17 protein-coding genes and 2 pseudogenes are annotated in these 19,875 nt (G+C 36.1%); 2 read left to right on the top strand and 17 right to left on the bottom strand.

The features are described from left to right. Positions 1-68: 68 nt before the first annotated feature. The 16 genes and pseudogenes from ACFQ39_RS12630 to ACFQ39_RS12555 form a co-directional block, all read right to left on the bottom strand. A pseudogene (locus ACFQ39_RS12630) lies at positions 69-305 on the bottom strand (VOC family protein); the annotation flags it as partial. A gap of 50 nt (positions 306-355) precedes the next feature. After that, positions 356-886, bottom strand: coding sequence for a DUF4468 domain-containing protein (locus ACFQ39_RS12625; RefSeq protein WP_377179469.1), 531 nt, complete (start codon positions 884-886; stop codon positions 356-358). A gap of 615 nt (positions 887-1,501) precedes the next feature. Continuing rightward, positions 1,502-2,155 (bottom strand): class I SAM-dependent DNA methyltransferase, encoded by a 654-nt coding sequence (locus ACFQ39_RS12620; protein WP_377179467.1) that lies wholly within the window; start codon positions 2,153-2,155, stop codon positions 1,502-1,504. A gap of 166 nt (positions 2,156-2,321) precedes the next feature. Further along, entirely contained in the window at positions 2,322-4,121 is a 1,800-nt protein-coding gene (locus ACFQ39_RS12615; RefSeq protein ID WP_377179465.1) for a S41 family peptidase, read from the bottom strand. 168 nt (positions 4,122-4,289) lie between these two features. Continuing rightward, positions 4,290-4,829, bottom strand: coding sequence for a dihydrofolate reductase family protein (locus tag ACFQ39_RS12610; RefSeq protein WP_377179463.1), 540 nt, complete (start codon positions 4,827-4,829; stop codon positions 4,290-4,292). Position 4,830: 1 nt separating this feature from the next. Next, entirely contained in the window at positions 4,831-5,547 is a 717-nt protein-coding gene (locus ACFQ39_RS12605; protein WP_377179461.1) for a VIT1/CCC1 transporter family protein, read from the bottom strand. A 25-nt stretch (positions 5,548-5,572) separates the two neighbouring features. Further along, positions 5,573-6,211 carry a class I SAM-dependent DNA methyltransferase gene (locus ACFQ39_RS12600; RefSeq protein ID WP_377179459.1) on the bottom strand — a complete coding sequence of 213 codons (639 nt, stop codon included), beginning with the start codon at positions 6,209-6,211 and terminating at the stop codon, positions 5,573-5,575. A 435-nt stretch (positions 6,212-6,646) separates the two neighbouring features. Next, entirely contained in the window at positions 6,647-8,863 is a 2,217-nt protein-coding gene (locus ACFQ39_RS12595) for a S9 family peptidase (protein ID WP_377179457.1), read from the bottom strand. 300 nt (positions 8,864-9,163) lie between these two features. Further along, positions 9,164-9,862, bottom strand: a complete 699-nt coding sequence (locus tag ACFQ39_RS12590) for a hypothetical protein (RefSeq protein WP_377179455.1) — start codon at positions 9,860-9,862, stop codon at positions 9,164-9,166. A gap of 155 nt (positions 9,863-10,017) precedes the next feature. After that, a complete protein-coding gene (locus ACFQ39_RS12585; RefSeq protein WP_377179453.1) occupies positions 10,018-10,563 on the bottom strand; it encodes a DinB family protein in 546 nt (181 codons plus the stop codon). 567 nt (positions 10,564-11,130) lie between these two features. Beyond that, positions 11,131-11,904 carry a hypothetical protein gene (locus tag ACFQ39_RS12580; RefSeq protein ID WP_377179451.1) on the bottom strand — a complete coding sequence of 258 codons (774 nt, stop codon included), beginning with the start codon at positions 11,902-11,904 and terminating at the stop codon, positions 11,131-11,133. Between the two features lie 363 nt (positions 11,905-12,267). Further along, complete coding sequence (locus ACFQ39_RS12575) at positions 12,268-13,254, bottom strand: HupE/UreJ family protein (protein ID WP_377179449.1); 987 nt, start codon at positions 13,252-13,254, stop codon at positions 12,268-12,270. After that, positions 13,251-14,111, bottom strand: a complete 861-nt coding sequence (locus tag ACFQ39_RS12570) for a peptidyl-prolyl cis-trans isomerase (RefSeq protein WP_377179447.1) — start codon at positions 14,109-14,111, stop codon at positions 13,251-13,253. Before ACFQ39_RS12570 ends, ACFQ39_RS12575 begins: the two co-directional genes overlap by 4 nt. A gap of 5 nt (positions 14,112-14,116) precedes the next feature. After that, positions 14,117-15,973 (bottom strand): DUF3604 domain-containing protein, encoded by a 1,857-nt coding sequence (locus ACFQ39_RS12565; protein ID WP_377179445.1) that lies wholly within the window; start codon positions 15,971-15,973, stop codon positions 14,117-14,119. A gap of 212 nt (positions 15,974-16,185) precedes the next feature. Next, the gene (locus ACFQ39_RS12560) at positions 16,186-16,821 is read right to left on the bottom strand and encodes a hypothetical protein (protein ID WP_377179443.1); all 636 of its coding nucleotides are present in this window, start codon (positions 16,819-16,821) and stop codon (positions 16,186-16,188) included. Between the two features lie 118 nt (positions 16,822-16,939). Beyond that, the gene (locus ACFQ39_RS12555) at positions 16,940-17,881 is read right to left on the bottom strand and encodes an aldo/keto reductase (RefSeq protein WP_377179441.1); all 942 of its coding nucleotides are present in this window, start codon (positions 17,879-17,881) and stop codon (positions 16,940-16,942) included. 139 nt (positions 17,882-18,020) lie between these two features. On the opposite strand from ACFQ39_RS12555, the gene ACFQ39_RS12550 reads away from it, so the two are divergent. Further along, positions 18,021-18,410: a hypothetical protein gene (locus ACFQ39_RS12550; RefSeq protein WP_377179439.1), complete on the top strand. Its 390-nt coding sequence runs from the start codon at positions 18,021-18,023 to the stop codon at positions 18,408-18,410. A gap of 242 nt (positions 18,411-18,652) precedes the next feature. On the opposite strand, the gene ACFQ39_RS12545 is transcribed toward ACFQ39_RS12550, so the two are convergent. Then, the gene (locus ACFQ39_RS12545; protein WP_377179437.1) at positions 18,653-19,630 is read right to left on the bottom strand and encodes a hypothetical protein; all 978 of its coding nucleotides are present in this window, start codon (positions 19,628-19,630) and stop codon (positions 18,653-18,655) included. 113 nt (positions 19,631-19,743) lie between these two features. Here ACFQ39_RS12545 and ACFQ39_RS12540 point away from each other — a divergent pair. Then, positions 19,744-19,860: pseudogene (locus ACFQ39_RS12540) on the top strand (IS110 family transposase); the annotation flags it as partial. Positions 19,861-19,875: the final 15 nt, after the last annotated feature.

Genomic DNA, 19,875 nt, shown 5'->3' with positions numbered 1-19,875 from the left:
CCTATATGGTTAGAACTAAAAGAAAACTATCTGCCGAGATCATTGACAGATATGACAGTACTCGTTTTTTATTCTTGATAGGCTCCCGAAGAATAGGTTAATTCATAGCTATGTGTATAAATTTCGAATACGATGCCAAATGGATCTTCTACATAAACCATTTTATACGGCTTTTCATTTGGGTAATATTCACGAATAGGCATTCTCTGTTTACCACCGGCGTCCACGATTCTTTTGGTTAGGTTTTCTATATCCGGATCTTGAATGCAGAAGTGAAAAAGACCTGTTTGAAAAGGATTAATTTGAAATAAGTTTGCTCCATTTCTTGCTGTTTATTTAAAAAGATAGATAATGATTATTTCATGATATAATCTACCATAAAATATGATAGATCATTTATCATTTTTTCAGCTTCTGCGATAAAAATCAGACTTATTTTGTTGGCCTCCCCATTTTCATCCCCTAACCTAAATGACATTGTAATTTCACCATCAGAAAAATCTATTGTATAAAAATAGGGCATATCAACAAAAAGAACCTGTCCCATAATTCTGCTAAATTTTATATTTAAAGCAAAATCATGTATGGTCATGTTTTTATTCGGAACTTTTGTAATGTCGATCTGATTTTTAACATTATAATACAGATCGGCCCATTGAACTGCCTTGTTGTAAATTTCATTTTGGCTTATATCATTGATTGTTACAATGACGGGCTTGATACCTTGGCTAGATATCTCAAAGGGTATAAACAATAATTTTTCTGTTGGTTTCTCGGTTAATTCATGAGCACTTATTTTAATTATTTCTCCTGAACTTATTGCCGATTCTAGGTCTAAGACAATATCATTAAAAAATGCTCCCTCGATAAATTGTATTTGCTTCATATCCACAACTCCTAGAATTTTTTTTCGTTTTTTTGGAAGACAGTTTACTGAAACTTTTGATTGCTAATTGTCTATTTTCAAATAACTTATCTAAATTCTGTTGAGGTATCGCTTTAGTTTCAAAATCGGTATTATCCAAAAAAAAGCCGGCAAGGAGATCTTTTGCTAATGGAAGGGGGTGTTTTTAGGGGCGTAAATATGAATAAATTGACCGGTATCAGGGTTAGTGCCCTTAGCTAAATATAGAATATCTCCTCGATTAATTTTAAGGGTGTCAAAAAGTACAACCGGGCATGCAATTTTTTTCCCCGGGGTTTGCCCGAATAAAGTATTGCCCAGTATCCATAAACAAATCACTATTTTTTTTTACAGGTATATTTATTGGAAACCATGCCAAAAAATTGACCCGGTCTAATTTGGTTTCGCATGAACGTGGGGCATATTTTGAGGTGTTACTAAAATTTTTACAACATCCTTTTAATGCGCGCTCAAAGATTTGTTCTTTTATCTAAATAAACCAAAAGAAGAATGCCTAAAATGAATATTGGAAATTTTAGAACAGAGGTTACATTATTTCCTAAGGAACTATTTTGGTTTGACTGATCAAAATTCAAGCTAAGAATTTTTCCGCCATAAGATTCCGATCAGTCTTGGAATTCCAGCTTTATTTACTTCATCAAACCATTCTTTTATTTCCACCAATTCAAAACCATTTTTCTTCGCTGCGTTCAAATATTCAGAAATATGATGAACATAAGTTTCTAATTCCTGTATTCCGTTTTCAGTTTCAAATTTGGCCTTACTGCCTGAATATTGTTTGAATGGATGAAGTTCACTGATGAAAAAATAACCATCACATTTTAATTTTTGGTTTGCTTGATCAAAAACAAAATCTAAATTTTTAACATGCTCAAGTACTAGATTACATGTTATTAAATCCGCATAATTATTTTCAATATTCCATTTTGTTGTAAAGTCTGCTCTATTAAATTGCACTCGTTTGTCTTGGATTTTTTCTTTGGCTTTATTCAGCATTTCTTGGGAAAAGTCTAATCCAATAACTTTATCCGCTTTTTTTAACAGATAAATTGTATTTTTTCCGGTTCCGCAACCCAATTCTATCACCTTTGAAAATTTGAGCTTATTTAGCGTTTCGATTGTCGCTATTTTGTCTAAATCTCGTGTTTTATTCAAGTTAGTGTCATATTGGTCAGCCCAAATGTTGTATGCCTTTTCGATACTCATTATATCTCTGATTGGTTTTTTCATAGGATTGAGAACAGATAATCGCTATCCACCTTGTTGTACTTTCCTTATTTTTATTAAATTAATTTTTTAACTCAATTAATATTTGTGTGTCGTGTTAATCAAAATACTGCCAACGTTATGGATAAACCCAGTCGCAACCAAATGGAAATTACTGGAAATCTAGCCTTTATCGTCTACTGCCATCCTTTATTATCTTTAGAACGGTTTCAATTTCAGCATCTCTATTCTCCAAAATATCCTCCCTTCGAACCATGACTTCCACATCTGGTATTACACCCGTATTGGGTTGGGGATCTATAGAAAATCCTCCCATGACAGGGAAATCTATTTCTATCTGAGAATTAGGTAAACGAAGAAAAAGTATCTGACCTCCATTGATATCATTAAGGTTTCCACCAGTTTCTTGTCCGATTGTCGGTCCGATTTGTTGTTGCTTAAATCTTTGGGCAGTGTAGAAAGCCAAGGAAGTATTTGCAGAACTCACCAATAAGTATACCTGACCTTTATAAAGCTCATGTTTGATGGGTTCACTTTTATTTTTTGCCTCTTCAAAAATATAATAACCACCAATGGGATTATTATTCTTTGGTTCAAGGTTAAAATACCAAGGATTATCCCCCCAAGTTTGCACATAAGGTTTTAGCGATTCTGGAAAATTTATATAGCGTGTTCTTCCTTCTCTTTTCAATTGATAGGGCTCGTTAGATAAATAAGTAAAAAGTTCATTAGACATTTCATCAGCTCCGCCTGTATTTTCTCTTATATCGATAACAAGGTGATTTATCCCTTGGCTCCTTAGTTCTGCAAATGTTTTAAATAAGAAATCTTTGTAATCTAATGTCATTGCCTTCCAACCAAAAAGTCCAAATGAGTTCATTGTGAGAAGTCCAATACTATCCCCCAGTACTTCAAACTTCCATAAATCATCACGACTTTGTGGGAAATCGCTATATCGTTCCATTAAAATTTGAGTTCGTTCGTCACGAGATAAGGCAGACACTTCAACATTCATTACTTTTCCCGTTTCATCATCTTCAATTTCTAAGGCGACATTGTTTCCATTTAGAGGATATAGTAATGGAAAAAAAATATCGAAAGCATTATATCGAAAGTCATAACCATTCACCTCTAGTTTGTAGCTTCTGTTTGCATCTGTTGCTCCATCTGCACCTACATATAAGATCATTTTCTCCTTGATTTCTTCTACCGGGATACTGTTTATTCTTGTAATCCGAACTCCTCTTTTTAGTAGTTGATTATTCGAGGCATTACGTGTCACGATCATTTCATTACCAATCCAGCGAAAGGTAAAAGGAAGCTTATCTTTTTGATAATGGATTATTGAATTTATGACTTTGTTTTGATTGTTAAATCCCGCTTTGGTATGGTCACATTTTAATTGGGCTGTAAGTTTTGATATGGCCAGGTATGCATCGCCGGTAGTTAGTGACTGGCTGAAAGAGGATTTTAGTTCCTCTAAGGCCTCGGTAATTTGTTTTTTGTTATTGTATCTATAGGTACCCGGATGAACATCTAAAACCATGGTTTTAATTAGCTCAAAATCTTCTAATAGCTGTTCTGGAGCCAATGGTTCTAATTTACTGATATCTACTAGTTGCTCTTGATTCCATATATTATTTGATATATGATCAGCATTTGCACCGAGAGAAATCGTGCGATTTTGAATACCTTCCCAAATAGGATCACGGTCATTCCTATAGCGCACAAACTTGAACTCTACATCCTCACTTACATCTTGAAATTCTAAAGAAATTGAATAGAGGCCATTCATTTTTTTCAGTGGAATTGACTTTTCCCAATTCAATGGAGCAACACTTCCTCTGATGCCCACATTTAAAATGCTATCCTCAGGGACTTCTGACAGAATGAAATTAACTTTATACTGACCACTAATGTTGATGGTTGTAAAGATGAGGGATAAAACAAATAATATAAGTCTCATCATTTTTTGGTTTTATGACATGCAACATTTAACATGCTTACTAAAGTAATCATTTATAAGTTTAATTTCTGATGATCAATGTTGCACCGAATTATATTTTATGTGAGAGAGTGGACTTATTTTATCACTTTGAGTAAAGTGATAAAATAAAGAATTGATTGTGTAAAAATTTTATTTTTTACGTTTGTAATGATGCTGTGTTATTTGGTTCAAATAAGTTTTTGTTTCCATCAGATCAAATTTCAATTCGCATGGAAGTTCTGAAAACAGGGGAGCACCACCGCCCAATAAAATCGGGATTGTGGTAAGTATCATTTCATCGATTAAATCTTCCTTCAGAAAACCTCTGATCGTTGTTCCGCCGTCAATATAAAGTCGGTAAAAACCTTTTTTGTGGAGCTGCTCTAACAATTCATTCAATAAACCTTTACATAAAAAAACTTTGTCTTTAAGGTGCTTTGGAATTACTTTTATTTGATGGCTTAATACGAACACCGGCTTGTCATAAGGCCAATCCATATCAAAGCCAAGTACCGTTTCAAAGGTTCTTCTTCCCATCAAAAGGGCATCGATTTCATTCATAAATGCGCCATAACCCATATCCTCATGATCTGGATTTGGAATGGCATGCAGCCAATCTATTCCGCCATTTTTATCAGCGATATAACCATCGATACTTGTAGCGATAAATATACTGTTCTTTTTATTCATTTTATCCCATATTTACATTGAAAAAATAACCGACCAAAGCCGTAAGACCCATGGCTACTGTTCCCCAGAAACTAATTCTGATGATCGCTTTTCCAACGCTTGATCCGCCGGTTTTGGCCGCTAAAGCGCCCAATATGATCAGAAAAAATAATGCAAATCCGTAAAGTGAATACTCCATACTTTTTAAAGGTAGAAAAAGGGTAACCAAAAAGGGAAGTAATCCACCAACTGTAAATGCAGCACCGGAAGCAAAGGCCGCCTGCAATGGTTTGGCCTGACTAATTTCATTGATGCCTAATTCATCTCTTATATGTGCGCCTAATGCATCGTGTTCTGTTAATTCTTTAGCAACAGTTAAAGCAGTTTCTTTCTTTAGACCTCTTTTTTCATAAATTTCCGCTAACCTTTCTAATTCGATACTAGGCATTTCTTTGAGTTCTTGCTTTTCACGTTCGATGTCAGCATTCTCCACGTCAGTTTGTGAGCTTACTGAAACATATTCTCCGGCTGCCATGGATAAAGCACCTGCAACGAGTCCTGCGAGGGTTGCTAAAATAATAGGCTCTCGTATATCGCTTGCGGCAGCAACCCCGATGGCGATACTCGCAGTCGACAAAATTCCATCGTTCGCCCCAAGCACAGCGGCTCTTAACCAATTGCTGCGGTGGATATAATGATTATCTAAATAATTGTCTAATTCCTCTACTTTTTCTGTCATTTTTCGGTTTGTTCAAATTATATCGCTAGTTCGTTGTTTTTCTGGCTGTCAATATTGTATGTATTTCTAATTCCGTTTCTCCTTTTTGATATTCTACCTGAAAAGCCCTTAATTCACTAAATCCATGCTGCGTGAGGAGATTTTTAATTTGATCTATAGGATGGTAATAGAAATAAACCCTGTCACCGTTACTTCTAACTTGAAAATGAGATTTATCTAAATCTCCTTCCACAAAACTCAAATAAATGATTCCATGATCATGAAGCAATCTGCTGCAATTAAAAATGAATTCCCGGCAATCGCTTTCAGATAAATATGGCAGGCAAAAACCGCAAACAATTCCATCAAAAGATGCTTTTAGTTTGTTGATCTTCCTAACATCCATCACGCTAAACTTAGCTGTAGGATTATTTTTTTTAGCCAGCTCAACCATTTGTGGGGCAACATCAATTCCTAGAATAGTAAAGTCAGGTCTATTTGTTAGCAGATATTTGGTAATATTTCCGGGACCACAACCCAGATCGAGTATATGTGCATTTTCGGATGGAATTGAGGCACAGAAAAACGCATAGGTCTCGTTGTACAAGTCCAAATCCATAAACTTGTCTTCGTATTGTTTGGCAACTTTATTCCAGGTTTCAAAGGTTTCGGCGTATCTGTCCATTACTATAATTCATTTAATGCCACCTGATAGTTTGCTATGAATCAATTGTGTTGAATATATTTTGCATTTTCGCAGTAGAAATCTAGCCTTTATAAAAGTAATGTTTTTTGATATAGTATTTAACTGGTAATGAGTTAAAACAGCTTGGTTTTAAGTTCTCTTTGAAGAAGTTTTCAAATATCGCAAATGGAATGATCTCAATTTATTGTTTGCCAACGTCTTGTTAGATTTTCGCCAGTACAGTCCTATTTTTTGATATAGGTCAGAAGTTCAACAAATTGCAGCAATTAATAGAATGTTGCTTTCGAGTAATTTTGTATTGTGTAAAAATGCAATGCAATTTAAATCCTCTTCTTTGTTCATTTCCTTACTCACGCCATATCTGTCTCTTTGTTCATTCCTTAATTAACATGATGATATGTATTTTACCAAACATTATCTTCCACCGGGAGGACAGTGTAGTTTCAAGTAATTTGTATATAAGGTTGACAAATGTTTTAAGGTTCCTTCCCCTTCTCTAATTCCATGAGACCTGTTTGGATAAGGCATAAATTGAAATTGCTTGTTGTATTTTATTAACTCGTTTAACAAGAGTTCTGCGTTTTGATAATGTACATTATCATCTCCGGTTCCATGGATGTACAGTAAATTACCTTCTAATTTTTTTGCATAGGTAATGGGAGAGCCTACCCTAAAATCTTCCATATTTTCTTGCGGTAGGCCCATATACCGTTCTTGATAAATATTATCGTAAGTCAATTGATTTGCAACTGCAGCGAGTGCAATGCCCGTTTTGTAGATCTCAGGATACCTAAACATTAAATTCAATGTAGCAGAACCACCTCCGCTATGACCCCACACAGCTACTCGTTCAGCATCTACAAAATCCCATTTCAAAATTTCTTGGGCAGCCTTTGCTTGATCATTTATATTGATGACGCCAATTTTTTTGTAAATAGACTTCCTCCATTCCCGTCCTTTTGGAGCAGGCGTACCTCTGTTGTCAAGAGAAATGTACAGGTAACCATCATCCGCCATATTTCCATCGTAGAACCTATTTCTGCCAGCAGTAAAGGTGTCGTTTACTGTGGTCATCGCAGGTTCAGAATAAACAAAAAATACCACGGGATATTTTTTCGTTGGATCGAAATTCGTTGGTTTTACCATCCATCCGTCCATTTCAACATCGTCTGCTGTTTTTATCCTGAAGAACTCGGTGGTTGGTTTTACTTCCAACTTATTTATTTGAAAAGCAATACTTTCTTTTTCGCTTAAAGCCTTGTGATCAGCAACGGTAATAAATTCGCGCGTAAATGGCGTGTAGTGGTTTGTAAAGGTATGTTGAGCATAGGTACCATTGGAGGAAAAAGAGTAATCGTGAGTTCCTTTTAAGCTTTTAGGGCTTAATAATTCGTTTTCCCCTTTTCCATTTAAGTTTGTTTTATATAAATACTTCTGCGTGGCATTATCGGGCGAAGCTAAATAGTATACATAACCTTCTTTTGAGTTGATGTGTTTTATATCGATAACATCAAATTCGCCCTTTGTAATAAGTACTTCTGGTTTACCTTCTAAAGATATTTTGTATAAGTGTCGCCATCCATCTTTTTCTGATGCCCAAAGAATGCTGTTCGTTTCTTCTATAAAACTGAAATTATTGATGTAATCTAAAGCATAGGTATTGCCTAATTGAAATAAATCTACCCATGCGATGTCTGATTCTTCTTGAATCATTTTTGTACTTCCACTTAACGGATCGGCAATGAATAATTTGCTTTGGTTTTGTTTTCTGTTTAATTGCTGTATTAAAAGATCGTTGGTTCTTGGAATAAACTCCATTCTCACCAAATAATTTTGAGATGGATCTCCTGGAACATCCATCCAAGTTGTTTTGGCATTTGATAGATTTACAACGCCAACTTTACACGCAGAAGGGCTTTCACCCACTTTAGGATACTCTAAGGGAATGATTTGAGCGTAGATTGAATCTGTATTATTGATCATAAAAAACTTTTTGATTGCGCTTGCATCAATTTGCCAATAAGCAATGGATTTGCTGTCAGGGCTCCAGCGAAATCCATCTCTACAAGCAAATTCTTCCTCGTATGCCCAATCAAAAGTCCCATTAATTAACGAAACAGTGCCATCGGTGGTTAATGCTTGAATGTTTCCGCTTGCATAATCTTCACTATACAAATTGTTTCCTGAGACATAAGCTATAGTATTCCCATCAGGAGAGAATTTTGCGAACTTAAGAGAGGAAGGAGGTAGGGTTCTCCCAATTTGACTTAGGGTATTTGTTTTAAAATTAAAAACCCAATAATCTCCTTTCGTATTTAGTCTCCATACTTTTTTTGTATTGGTAAACAATAGTATTTTTTGTTGGTCTTCTGAAAATGAAAAATGCTTGACTTCTAAAGGCTCCGATTTTCCTGCTGGTGTAAGTTGTTCTTTTGAAATAACAGTTTTTACATCATGATGAGGCAGGGTATAGGTAACCAATTGATGTTCTTCCAATTTAAAATAAGAATCCCCGTTGCTTGTCCAGTTTACTTGTGCTTTCCCACTAAAATGAAAAGAAAAAACACAAATAATGAAAAGAATTTTAAAGGTATTTACCTTATTTGTAAAGGACTTTCTTAACTGCTTCATTGGTTTATTGTTGTTATTTATTAGTATAATTCTATTTCAAATGTAAATCATTCATTCGATCATTTTGTCTCTAAGGAGAACAAACGTGAGTGTATAATCATGGATGTGACTTAAGAAGCTTAAAATTCCGAGTAAAGGACTGACTTTGTTATTCACAAAAAAATGGGATGAAGCACTTATGTCCCTATTATCTTAGCCATTGATGAAAGATGTTTTTCTAAACTATTTGTATATGCTTAAAATTTTCAAAGTTGGTTATGTGCATCAAATAGTTCACCGGAGTATATATTTCAATTGCCTTTAACAGATCAATAATAGCCTTTTTTGTCCACTTTTTTCCTTTGGTGCGCGATGAATACAAGGGAGAACTTTACTTTTAGGGTGATCAATAGCCAATCTGTATAAATGGCCTAAACCTAACTTTATTGGCTTTGCCTCAGGTTTGGCCAGATAGTGCAGATCAAAGAAATTTTCACTCAAAAATGATTCAAAATCTTCCTCTGCTACTTGATATATTTTTTTAAGTTCATCACGTATTTCGGGGACAAGTATTTTTTGTCTGGCTTGTGCGTTTGGTAATATTTCGCTAGACTCGCCGCAGTAAGTGCATAAAAAGGTGTCGACTGGAATAGGAGAGCGATCTACATGAAATGAATAAACATCCGTTGGGAAAAGCGGATTGCCATCATCTCTGTCATAGTATTCGATCAGATTAAGCGTTGGACAGGCCCCAAGATCTTTCAAGGTCTTGAGATCCTCTAAAAGAATTTCACGAGCAAGCTGCCCCTGGTCGCTCAACTTAAGTTTAAGAAGGTCATTGGGTTGAATTTCGGCTATATTTTCGTTTGACGCTAACAGTCTGACAATTTCAGAAAAATCACCTGCTAGTTTGCGATTCCAACAAATCGCATTTATTTTTCCATGAAAAGAAGCGCTAACAAAGTCTTGAAAATTAGTGACGTATTGAATTTGATTCTCTGTATGAGATATATTTTCCATAATGAATATAATGCTGAACAATTTGACAAAAGTAGTATTATCCGGTTTTCAATACCTCTTATTTGAAATTTTACCGATCATTGTATTGTAGAATTTCGTTTGGGTATTTCGATCGCGTTTTTTGTTTTGATTCCGTTTTGTTTCTCTTTTTTTCATTATTGGTACAAAACGTATCTTGGCGGTTTAAGTCCGTTCAATCGCATAGAGACAAGCATTTGTGCTCTATGGTGCGTGATGTGGTCTGCGAGTAATAACATGATCTGTCTTTTTGTTCTGTTCGCTCCAAAATAGTCCAACCTATCCTCAAGTTTGTTTGGATCAAAATTTGAGATGAAATCCATGGTAATATCAAAGGTTTCGCTGATTTTGTCAATCATCTCCTGTTTTGATTTGTTATCTACCTTGAGTTCTGTGTCGGTATTCCAATCTCTTGCTTCTCGCCCGCCCATTAAAGACTGACTATGCCAATCCATAGCCCAAGCGATATGCATCAAGTTTTCGGCAAAACTCATTGATTCGGGCGTCGCCTTGTAATCGTATTTATCCTCTGGCATTGTTTCCGCAACAAATAGTAAATACTTTTTTGAATTTTCCATTCGCTCCAAGTATTCCTTTATAAAGTCATTTTCTTGGGCCTTGAGGGCCGATGAAAATGAGGAAAGGAGGATAATAGAAGTCAATATGTATAATTTTTTCATCATATATAATTCATTTTAATTATTCAATTCAAATCATATGTTCCTTATAGTACTGAATAGATTATTCCCATCCCAAATAGCATGGAGAAGGGTGATACCACTCTCATTAATTTAGGTGTTAAAACGTTTGCACACCTCAGTGCATACCCATGATGAATTCTTCGTGGCACGAAATATAGGACCAGAGAAGTAAAGATCATGAACCAACCTAAATACTTTAATATTTCAGGAAATTTCGAGTATGCTGAATATAGAACAAGCCCTGCCGCGGGTATCATTCGAATCGTAATCTCAACATAATTGATCAGGTTAGTGCTTCCGGCTTGTCTTAAATAAGCTCTTGCCTTTGCCGGTTTCAGGAGCATTAAAAAACCAACTCCAATGAGAAAAATACCAAAGAAAATTACGATATACTTGGCTATGATTGTCATAAGTATTTTAGGTCTTTTAAATATCATTTTTTAAATGGTGTACAACGTTTAGTATATTTAAAGTAGTGGATCTCACAGAACCAAAACCTTTGATTTTACGATAGATTGCCTATTTATTATACATTTTTGTAGCACGGATTCATTCTTTCTTGGTTCCTAATAAATAAAGCACAACACCCGGTCCGGACTTTACTTTGTCAATTTCCCAATCATAGTTTTCTGTTCCGTTTAGGTTCTCAACAAGTTCATTCATCTCTTTCACTGAATAGGTTCTCAATGATGAAACAACTCCGTCCCACAACACAATTAGCGGGACTATTGGGATAAAATAGGTAAAAATAATCCGTCCGATTTTAAAGGGTCTTAAAAATGGTGTGACCAGCAAAACGCTCATTGGAGATAAAAGCATAGCAAAAATACTTGGAATGCTTCTTTCTTGTCCTTCAAATATTGCAATTGAGTTTTTTGTGTCAATGGCATTTTGCAGAATCAGTTTTGCATCTTTTGGCTTAAAATGGTGCAAAGATAAAAATTGGGTTCTCAATCCACTTAATTCCTCGGGCACCTTTCTCGCATCAACCGGCTTTTCCACAAACTCAAAATTGTCTGCTTTCTTTTGAACGAATTTGAATGCCAGAATGTTGGGATAAAGGTCAGTCAAAATTATTTTCAGATCCGGAATGTCTTTTGTCAATTCAGAGTTCAACCAAATAAGACCGCCACCACCGCCTGAACCTAGATCGATCATACGATGTGTTTTGTCCTTTAGTAGCATTTTTTTAAGTTTTGGAATAATTGGCCTGTACATTTTTGTCTTATTGGACAAAAACTGTAAGAAGTCAGTGACATAATTCCTTAAATAAGTTGGAAACCACTTTTGGTCTTCAAATTCAAATAAGTGTATTCTTCCCATTTTGGCTACATATCTTACAAAGCATGATACAATTACTAAAATAATTATTTATGCATTATGAAAAGAGATCATTCAAGTTTTTCTGCCTATTATTTGGTTGAGGTAAAAAGTCTCAAAATTACTCCAATATTGAATTTGTCATATTTCTTTACAAAACTTAAAAAAGAGAGTTTAAATTTTTTACAGCATGTTTAAAGGATATAGCCTATATGCATCAAGGGTATAAATTATGGAAACTGTCAAGTAGAAGCACATTGATGCATGATAAAGACTTTAATTTCATGGCTCATACTAATCTGTTCTACTAAATAAAGCACTTATGTTGTTGTTACACGGATTATTTTGTTGAAGTACCCATTCATATTAAAAACCAACGATCCGATCGATCAACCAAAATGCTGCCAATGTACCTATGGCATAGGGGGCAAGTTTTTCGGTCCAATTTTTTCTGGGCACATAAGAACGAATGAATCTAAGTAACACTAAAACCACCAAAACAAATAAAATTTGTCCTAATTCTACGCCGATATTGAAGGTGGCCAAAGCTAGAGGAATTTCTTTTTGAGGCAAACCAATGTCTTGCAAGGCGCCTGCGAAGCCAAATCCATGAAGTAAGCCAAAAACAAAGGCGACGATCCAGGGCTTTTTACTGGTGAGGGTGGAATTACCTTTTTGGATTTTTAGGATCTCCAAGGCGAGAAAAACAATACTCAAAGCAATCACTGCTTCAACCGGAGGTCCAGGCAAATTCGCTATGCCCAACACTGAAAAACTTAAAGTGATACTGTGTGCCAAGGTAAATGCTGTAATTGTCTTCAAAAGTTTTTTAAAACCTTTCGTGATTAATACAAGGGCTAACACAAACAACAAATGATCAAAACCGAGTAAGATGTGTTCAATGCCTAAAATGATATAGGTTTTTGCCACATTCCATTTACTAGGTGTTTCCGGAATTAAAATAGAGTTCCTGGTGGGTTGAAGAAGAAAACTATGTTGCTCGCCATTCAGTAAGCGAACCACAACCAACACATCAGTTCCTGTTGTATTGAGCTGATCGATCGAAAGCCGGGTATTTGCGATACTTTTCTCGCCTTTGAGCTGGTAATTATATAACACAAAAGCCTCCAATATGCGCGGGGGAAGGGTTTCTGAAAGTGTAAAACTCTTTTCAAACTGAGGTTGAATATCCAAAACCTTATCAACCGTGCGAGGCACTTTCCACAATACAGCATAGTGATGAGGCGATTGCTCTTCAATTTGTAAAAAAGCCGGGCGTACCTCATGTGCAAACAGGGAGTGACTTCCAAGGCCAGACGAAAAAACCAAAAGGGTAATTAGAAAAAGCCTCATTGTATGCGGTAGCTATCTTTTACACTATTTGGAACTTTGCCCGATGTAATTTTTAGCCCATATTTATCCAGTAATTCAAGATATACTTGTTCTTGTGTTTCAAGCTCGGACTGGTATTCATATTCATTGAGAACATAGGGTTTGACATCTTCGAAGTTCGCCATTTTAGAACTATCTTTTTTAGATATATACACCAAATGCTGCCCAAAACCAGAAAGAACGGGGCCCACCCATTGAGTGATCGGCAGACTGTCCAAAGCCTGGGCAAAATCACCTCCAAATGCGTTGTTTATTTCCGCTGGTGAACTGTTCTCCCAGAGATTGGGAAGGGATAACTTCTGTTTCCTGTTTGCGGGAATTTCACCTCCATTGTTCAATGCATTCTTGCTGATTGCCAATTGCTCTGCAAGGTTTTGTTCGTTATTTAAAAACAAAACCTGCTGAAAGGTAAAGCTTGGAGGCAATTGAAACAGTGCTTGGTTTGCTAAGTAAAATGCATGTAGATCTCCTTCTGTTGGAGGTTTTATCATCGCATTTAAATCATTGGAAACTGCCTCCATTTTCTGCGCCAAACGTCTTTTAACGATGATATCGTTGTGATCCAAACTCAATGCCAAAGCTTCTTTGTAAAACACTTCTTGCCGAATATATTGGTCGAGAAAAGCTTTAATATCATCTTCATTCGGTTCTCTTTGCCATTGGTTTTTCCATAGGCTAAGCAAATAATCGTATTCGGCATCATCAATAACAATGGCAGCCTCAGATTCCTCAGCTTCATTTGTCAGGTAGTAATACCCAAAGATCATCGCACCCAAAAGCATGAAATGCAACAAAGGTTCTTTTAAAAATTTCTTCATACATCTCAGTTAGCCGGCTCAATCCAGATAGGAGAAGCCCAAGCGCGCTCTTGAATCACTTTTTTTGTATCTTCCGGATAGTGGACATCAGGATTTCTGATCTCATCCCATAAACTAAATCTCGCTGTTGGCAGTTGTATCACCCTTACATAGTAATAAGCATTTTGATTGGGATCAAAGGTAGGATCTTTCCATACGACCATTAATTCCGGCGCTCCTTTTTCCTTATTGAACTCACCTGTTTTCATGTCTATGGGTGCATCGATAGGCGTTACGGTTCCATCCGGTTTCAATCGGTCTTCAGAGGCAGCGATGTTAAAGATGGTATCTTTCATTGCTCCATTTTCAACCCAACCTTTAATAATTTGAATTCGGTCCAAATTTGGTGCGATAGGGTCTTTTATTGCCCAGACCAAAAATTCTGGAGTGCTGTTGCCTTTATAATTTTGTCCCATGGGCACTCCTTTGGCATAACCATCTTTCACCATTTCTTCATATGAATTATACGATGACTGATAGCCATTTCCTGCAAAAAAACGCACTTTGATTCTTGGCCCTGAAGTGGCAAATGATTCTCGTTGATGCATTCCATCCCAGATCGCTTCTCTTGTATTGGAAGTTGCCCATACGCCTGTTAAGCCTCCTGGATTCATATCACGGTTGAACATTTCGCCATCCTGTTCATTTCTTGATCGGTCCAATGCTGTCTCATCTGCCATACCATGATGGCCCACATAATTAAATTCTTCAACGTTCGACATCAATCCATTATGACTATCGGTACCCCCAACAAATCCATATTTGAAAGGGTTCACACCTAATTCTTCTTTGTATTTGACCCCTCTGGTCAATCCATAGCGGATAAAATTATGCTTTTCAAAGACTCTACCATTGTACTCCTGAAGTGAAACGGCATTTTCAAAATCTGCAAATTCATCATTAGGCCAGAAATTAGGAACCACTTCTGAATTCCCTTTGGTTTGCATCATTTCTAAGTTTCTTTCAAAATGCTGGCGAGTTTCTGCATAGGCCTTATCAATAGGTTTATCGTTCATAGCGACTTCAGGAAACAACATACCTTTACTTTCATTGGGGTTATGAGGGTTACACAACACTTTCACCCCGTTTTTCTCCTGAGTAATCATCCAATCCCACAGTTCTTGAGGAGAAGCCCCTTCATTTGCTGAGAAAGGCATATCGGGCACATTTGAATCTCTAAAGAATACATTTCGGTGCAGGTTGGCAGTGTTGGGAGCAGAACTCCACTCGTAGCCATGGATAGTCGTAAACTTTCCGGGTTTGTAATTTTTTTCGGTGGCCTCAATGTTTTTCTGCCATTGTGATTTTACTGCCTCATACCCTTGCCAAAAGTCAGGATGTGCGTCGCCTCCAGCCAAAGCATCCAGTACATACTTATTGTAAACCTTTAATGCTGTTTCCAAATCCGGAGCATCTCTCATTGATTTAGCAGCTTCACTGTCATAGCCCGGTGTTCCTTCGTTCATCAAGGTGTAGGTTTCTCCAAGAAATTCACCGTGATCGGTTACAGCTGCCCAGTCTAATGGTCTGTGTAATTTATGAGGTTTCCCATTGACAATCATCTCTTCACCCTGAGCAAAACGATAGGCATCATCGGGTGTAAGTCGAGTTCCGGCAATGAAGGCATCCATTGAGGCAGCAGTATGCAGGTGCTGTTCTCCAAAATATGCTTCTTTTAATTCATTTTCTCCTACATTATAACTCACTCCATTATGCATATACCCCTCTTCCTGTTCAGAATTTGTAGTTTCTTGCTCTTTCATTTTGTTATTGCAGGAGACAAGAATGACCATCAAGACGATAAATTTTAAGTATAATTTCATTTTAGGTAGATTTAATTAGTTTCAATTTGCTTATAACCACTAAATTAATGATTTTTTCAGATGAAGGAAAATCATTTTTTTTTTTTTTCAAATGGTTGAAATAGAAAGTCTTTAAACCACGTCAATTATGGATTTGCTATATTTTTTACAGCATGTTGTAAATGATGTAGCCTTTATTCAGGATGAATGATTATTCTACGTAGTTTTTTATATTATGGTTCGGGAAGCAAGACGGATAGGGATAAGACAAAATATGGATCATTATTGAACGGATTAAAATAATAACATGACAATTCAAACCACTTATAACCGAGGTCGATCATGGGGCCATATTGCAGTTCAAGCGAATTCTGATAAAGTTGGGTTCTTTGAAAACTAAATCCAAACGACATCCAATCTAAAGGAGCATAGGTAAAGTCAGTCCAATTATAGTAAAAGTCACTATGCCTATCTTTAAAATTAAAAACATATTGTGAACTCGAGTTCAAGTTAAAACCATAAAAATCAAAATCAACTTCCAGTCCCGGAGAAAGTCCGTTGAGCTTACCTGCCAAGCCTCCTATCATGGGTGTAAATGTGTATTTAAAGTGATTGCCTCCGCTAAAATTGTAGCCAAACCAGGCAGAAAATGTATTTAAATCTTCATAATTGTACCGGGCCTCCATGTGCAACCAACCTTTATCAAGGATATAAACGGGAGAAAACACTACTTGATCAGGGACTAGATAAAGCCATCCTTCGATATCATGGCTCCACGTCGATCCGGATATGGTATTTTCGTCCTGTGCAAAAGCAGGTTTGTTCCAGATGAAATAAAATCCCAAAATTAAAAAAACAATCTTTTTCATCCGCCGAGTAACCATATAAGTGCGACTAAAAATATACCCATTACGATATAGACCAATACTGTAACAAAAGGCTCTAGTTCTGCATATTTTACCAGAGCAAAGCCTAAAGTAGGGATGATTACCAAGGCAAGTAGAGTTCTTTAATTTCAGATTGATAAAAACCTTCAAGTTTTTCTTTAAGGTCCTGAGAAATAGGATGATGAGTACTCTCTACATTACTTGTTAGCTGTTCGATATTGAGATTACCCGGAATTACGGTAGAAACAGCATCATAGGCCAAACAAAATGCGATGGCTATTTGGGCGAGGTTTTCTTGTGTCCCAATAATTTCCCTGGTTTTATTCACCAGCATCGCTCTTGTTTCAATATCTTCTTCAGACCAGCGACGTCGAATATCCTTAAACCTGCTTTTCGCATGATACTTACCTGTTAACCAACCGGAATCTAGTGGGATCTTTACAATGATGCCCACCTCTTTATTTTTTGCCATTTCAAATCCGTGCAAAGTATCCTGATGAAAAATATTAAAAAAGGCCTCAATTACTTTCGAATTTGTGGTTTCCATCAACAACCTCATGTTGTCAAAGGTATCTAAAGATGCACCATAGGCCCTTATTTTACCTTCTTCCATTAACTTTTCTAGTATCGCGTAATGGACATTTTTATTTCCGTCAAGAAAGGCAGAAGGCGGATTGTGAATGATGAGTGAATCGACATAATCTACCTGAAGCCTTTTTAAACTACCCGTTAAAGACTCCCTGATGTGATCAGCTCTAAAGTTTAGTTGACCGGTGTGTGTATGGCCAAATTTGGTATTGATCACGATTTTACTTCGATCTTTGCCTTTTAGCGCTTTGCCCAAACGCTCTTCACCAGTTCCCAGTCCATAATTTGGAGCCGTATCAAAAAAATTGATACCGAGATCCAAAGATTTGTGAACCAGTTGAACAGCCTCCTTTTCTGTCATGCTTTTCCAACCTGAGTTTTGACCTAATTGCCATGCACCCAAACCAATTTCGGAGATGTTTACGGAGTTTTTGATGAATTTTTTATATTTCATTTTACGGAAAATTAATTCGCTAAGATTTTAACCCTGCTGTATACTGTTCCCTCTCGTATTATGTTCAAGATTTACCGCTTTTTTGACTAAATTAGTGAAGGAAAATCCTTCATAAAACTAATCAAATAAATTTTATAAAATGGTGAAGTTTTTTTTCGCATGGTTTCCTATGATCATTGTGGCCATTGTCAACGGTTTATCTCGTGAAAAGGTTATTGCGAACAGCTTGAATGAATTGCAGGCCCACCAATTGTCTACCATGAGTCTGATCATCCTATTCGGCATTTATGTTTGGTTTTTGTTTAAAATATGGTCACCTGAAACTCAAAAACAGACCTTCAAAATAGGCATTCTTTGGCTGGTACTTACCATATTGTTTGAATTTTTATTTGGTCATTTTGTAGCAGGTCATTCCTGGCGTAAATTATTTGGCGATTATCATATTTTTCAAGGTCGACTATGGGTTTTATTTCTCCTTTGGATAGTTATTTGTCCATACGTGATATTTCGAATTCAAAAGCAATTGTGATGAAACAAAATGAATAGGAGGTAGGGTTATGCGTATTTTGAGCGTGGCGCTAAAAAGGTTCTCATTAGGATTTTATATAGAATATTTTCTTGTTTTACATCTGAAAAAAATAAAGAGTCAAATGGGTTGACAACATTGTAATACGCCAAAACCGTCTTGGTTTGATAGAATAAAAAATTAAATATCAGCTTCGAGAAACTTGGTTAGTGTTTTTCATAGGAGCCATCGTTGTGCAACGTTTTTTATTCTCTGATTTCAATTTTTGCTGCTGACCACGGATGTCCGTCTAAATAGAAATTCATTCCTGTTTTATCCTGGATATCAACCAATTTATTATGTACTTCGATAGGCCTCAAAAAAATGATTTCTCTCAACTTATTTGTTCTGTTCAAATCCTTTCGTAATGGTCCTTCAAGAATTCCATAAGTTGGTTCTTCCTTATCATTTTTACTCGCACGATACCATTCGTCAATTAATGCAAATTCGAATGCCGAAATTTCACCTTTTTTCAGTGCAATCTTTAATTTAGGCTTAAGGTTTTGGTAAAGTGTATCCTTTCTGTTGTAAGCGTTTGAGATTGAATTGTGGTGGCTCAATATTGTCGACATCCAAAAGTCGTTCCCTATGAACTTTTCTCCCGGATAGCCATAATTATTAAGAATATCTAAGAATTCTGATATTTGTTTTTCGCTGTGTGGCGCAAATTTTTTCTCTGCGTATCTATCTTGTGCTTTAGAACTAAATGCGAAAAGAGCCCTAATGGCTTTCCTTTGGTCTTTTGAAAACATTTTCTTTACTCTTTTTCTTAGCCTTTGATTTAACGTTGATTCGTATAGTTCATTCAAGGCATGGTATTGCTTTTTGATTGATTTCCAATCTTTGCCTTTTCGTATTTTATCTAAAAAATTATTATTTCTTATCGATTTTATTTTCCAACCTGATTTTATTCCATTTATCAAAAGCCTTTTAGATTTTTGCTCATCATTTAAGAATAATGCAAGTTGAGTTGCAATCTGAAAGTCTCTTAAAAAGATAAATTCATATTTCTCAAATAACTCTTCATAAACTTGTAATGCATCTTTGTAATTTTCAGAAGCAATAAGTATTTCAGCATCTACTGCTCGCTGGTGATAAATAGTATAATCTAAACTTTCATTTGCTTGGGTTGTCGTCACCTGACAAAATAAGATTAGATTGAAAAGAATTATAATTTTAGTCACTATTTTGGTTTAACGGTCTCGGCTATGAGTAGTTGCGTGGTTTAGCGGTTAATTTTGCAAGCCAGCCTGCCGGCAGGCTGGTACACACCAAACTGACACGAGTGTAGCGAACTGGCGCAAGCAAAAAACTATCCCTGATTGCCGTCTGCAATAAGTTACTTAAACAAGCTTTTGCAGTGGCTAAATCTGGATTACCTTATGATGAAAATTTTGTGTCAAAATTAGCATAAAAACAATTGGATTTT

Source organism: Namhaeicola litoreus, assembly GCF_042679565.1.
Lineage (GTDB): Bacteria > Bacteroidota > Bacteroidia > Flavobacteriales > Flavobacteriaceae > Namhaeicola > Namhaeicola litoreus.
This window is presented reverse-complemented; position numbering and strand designations above follow the sequence as displayed.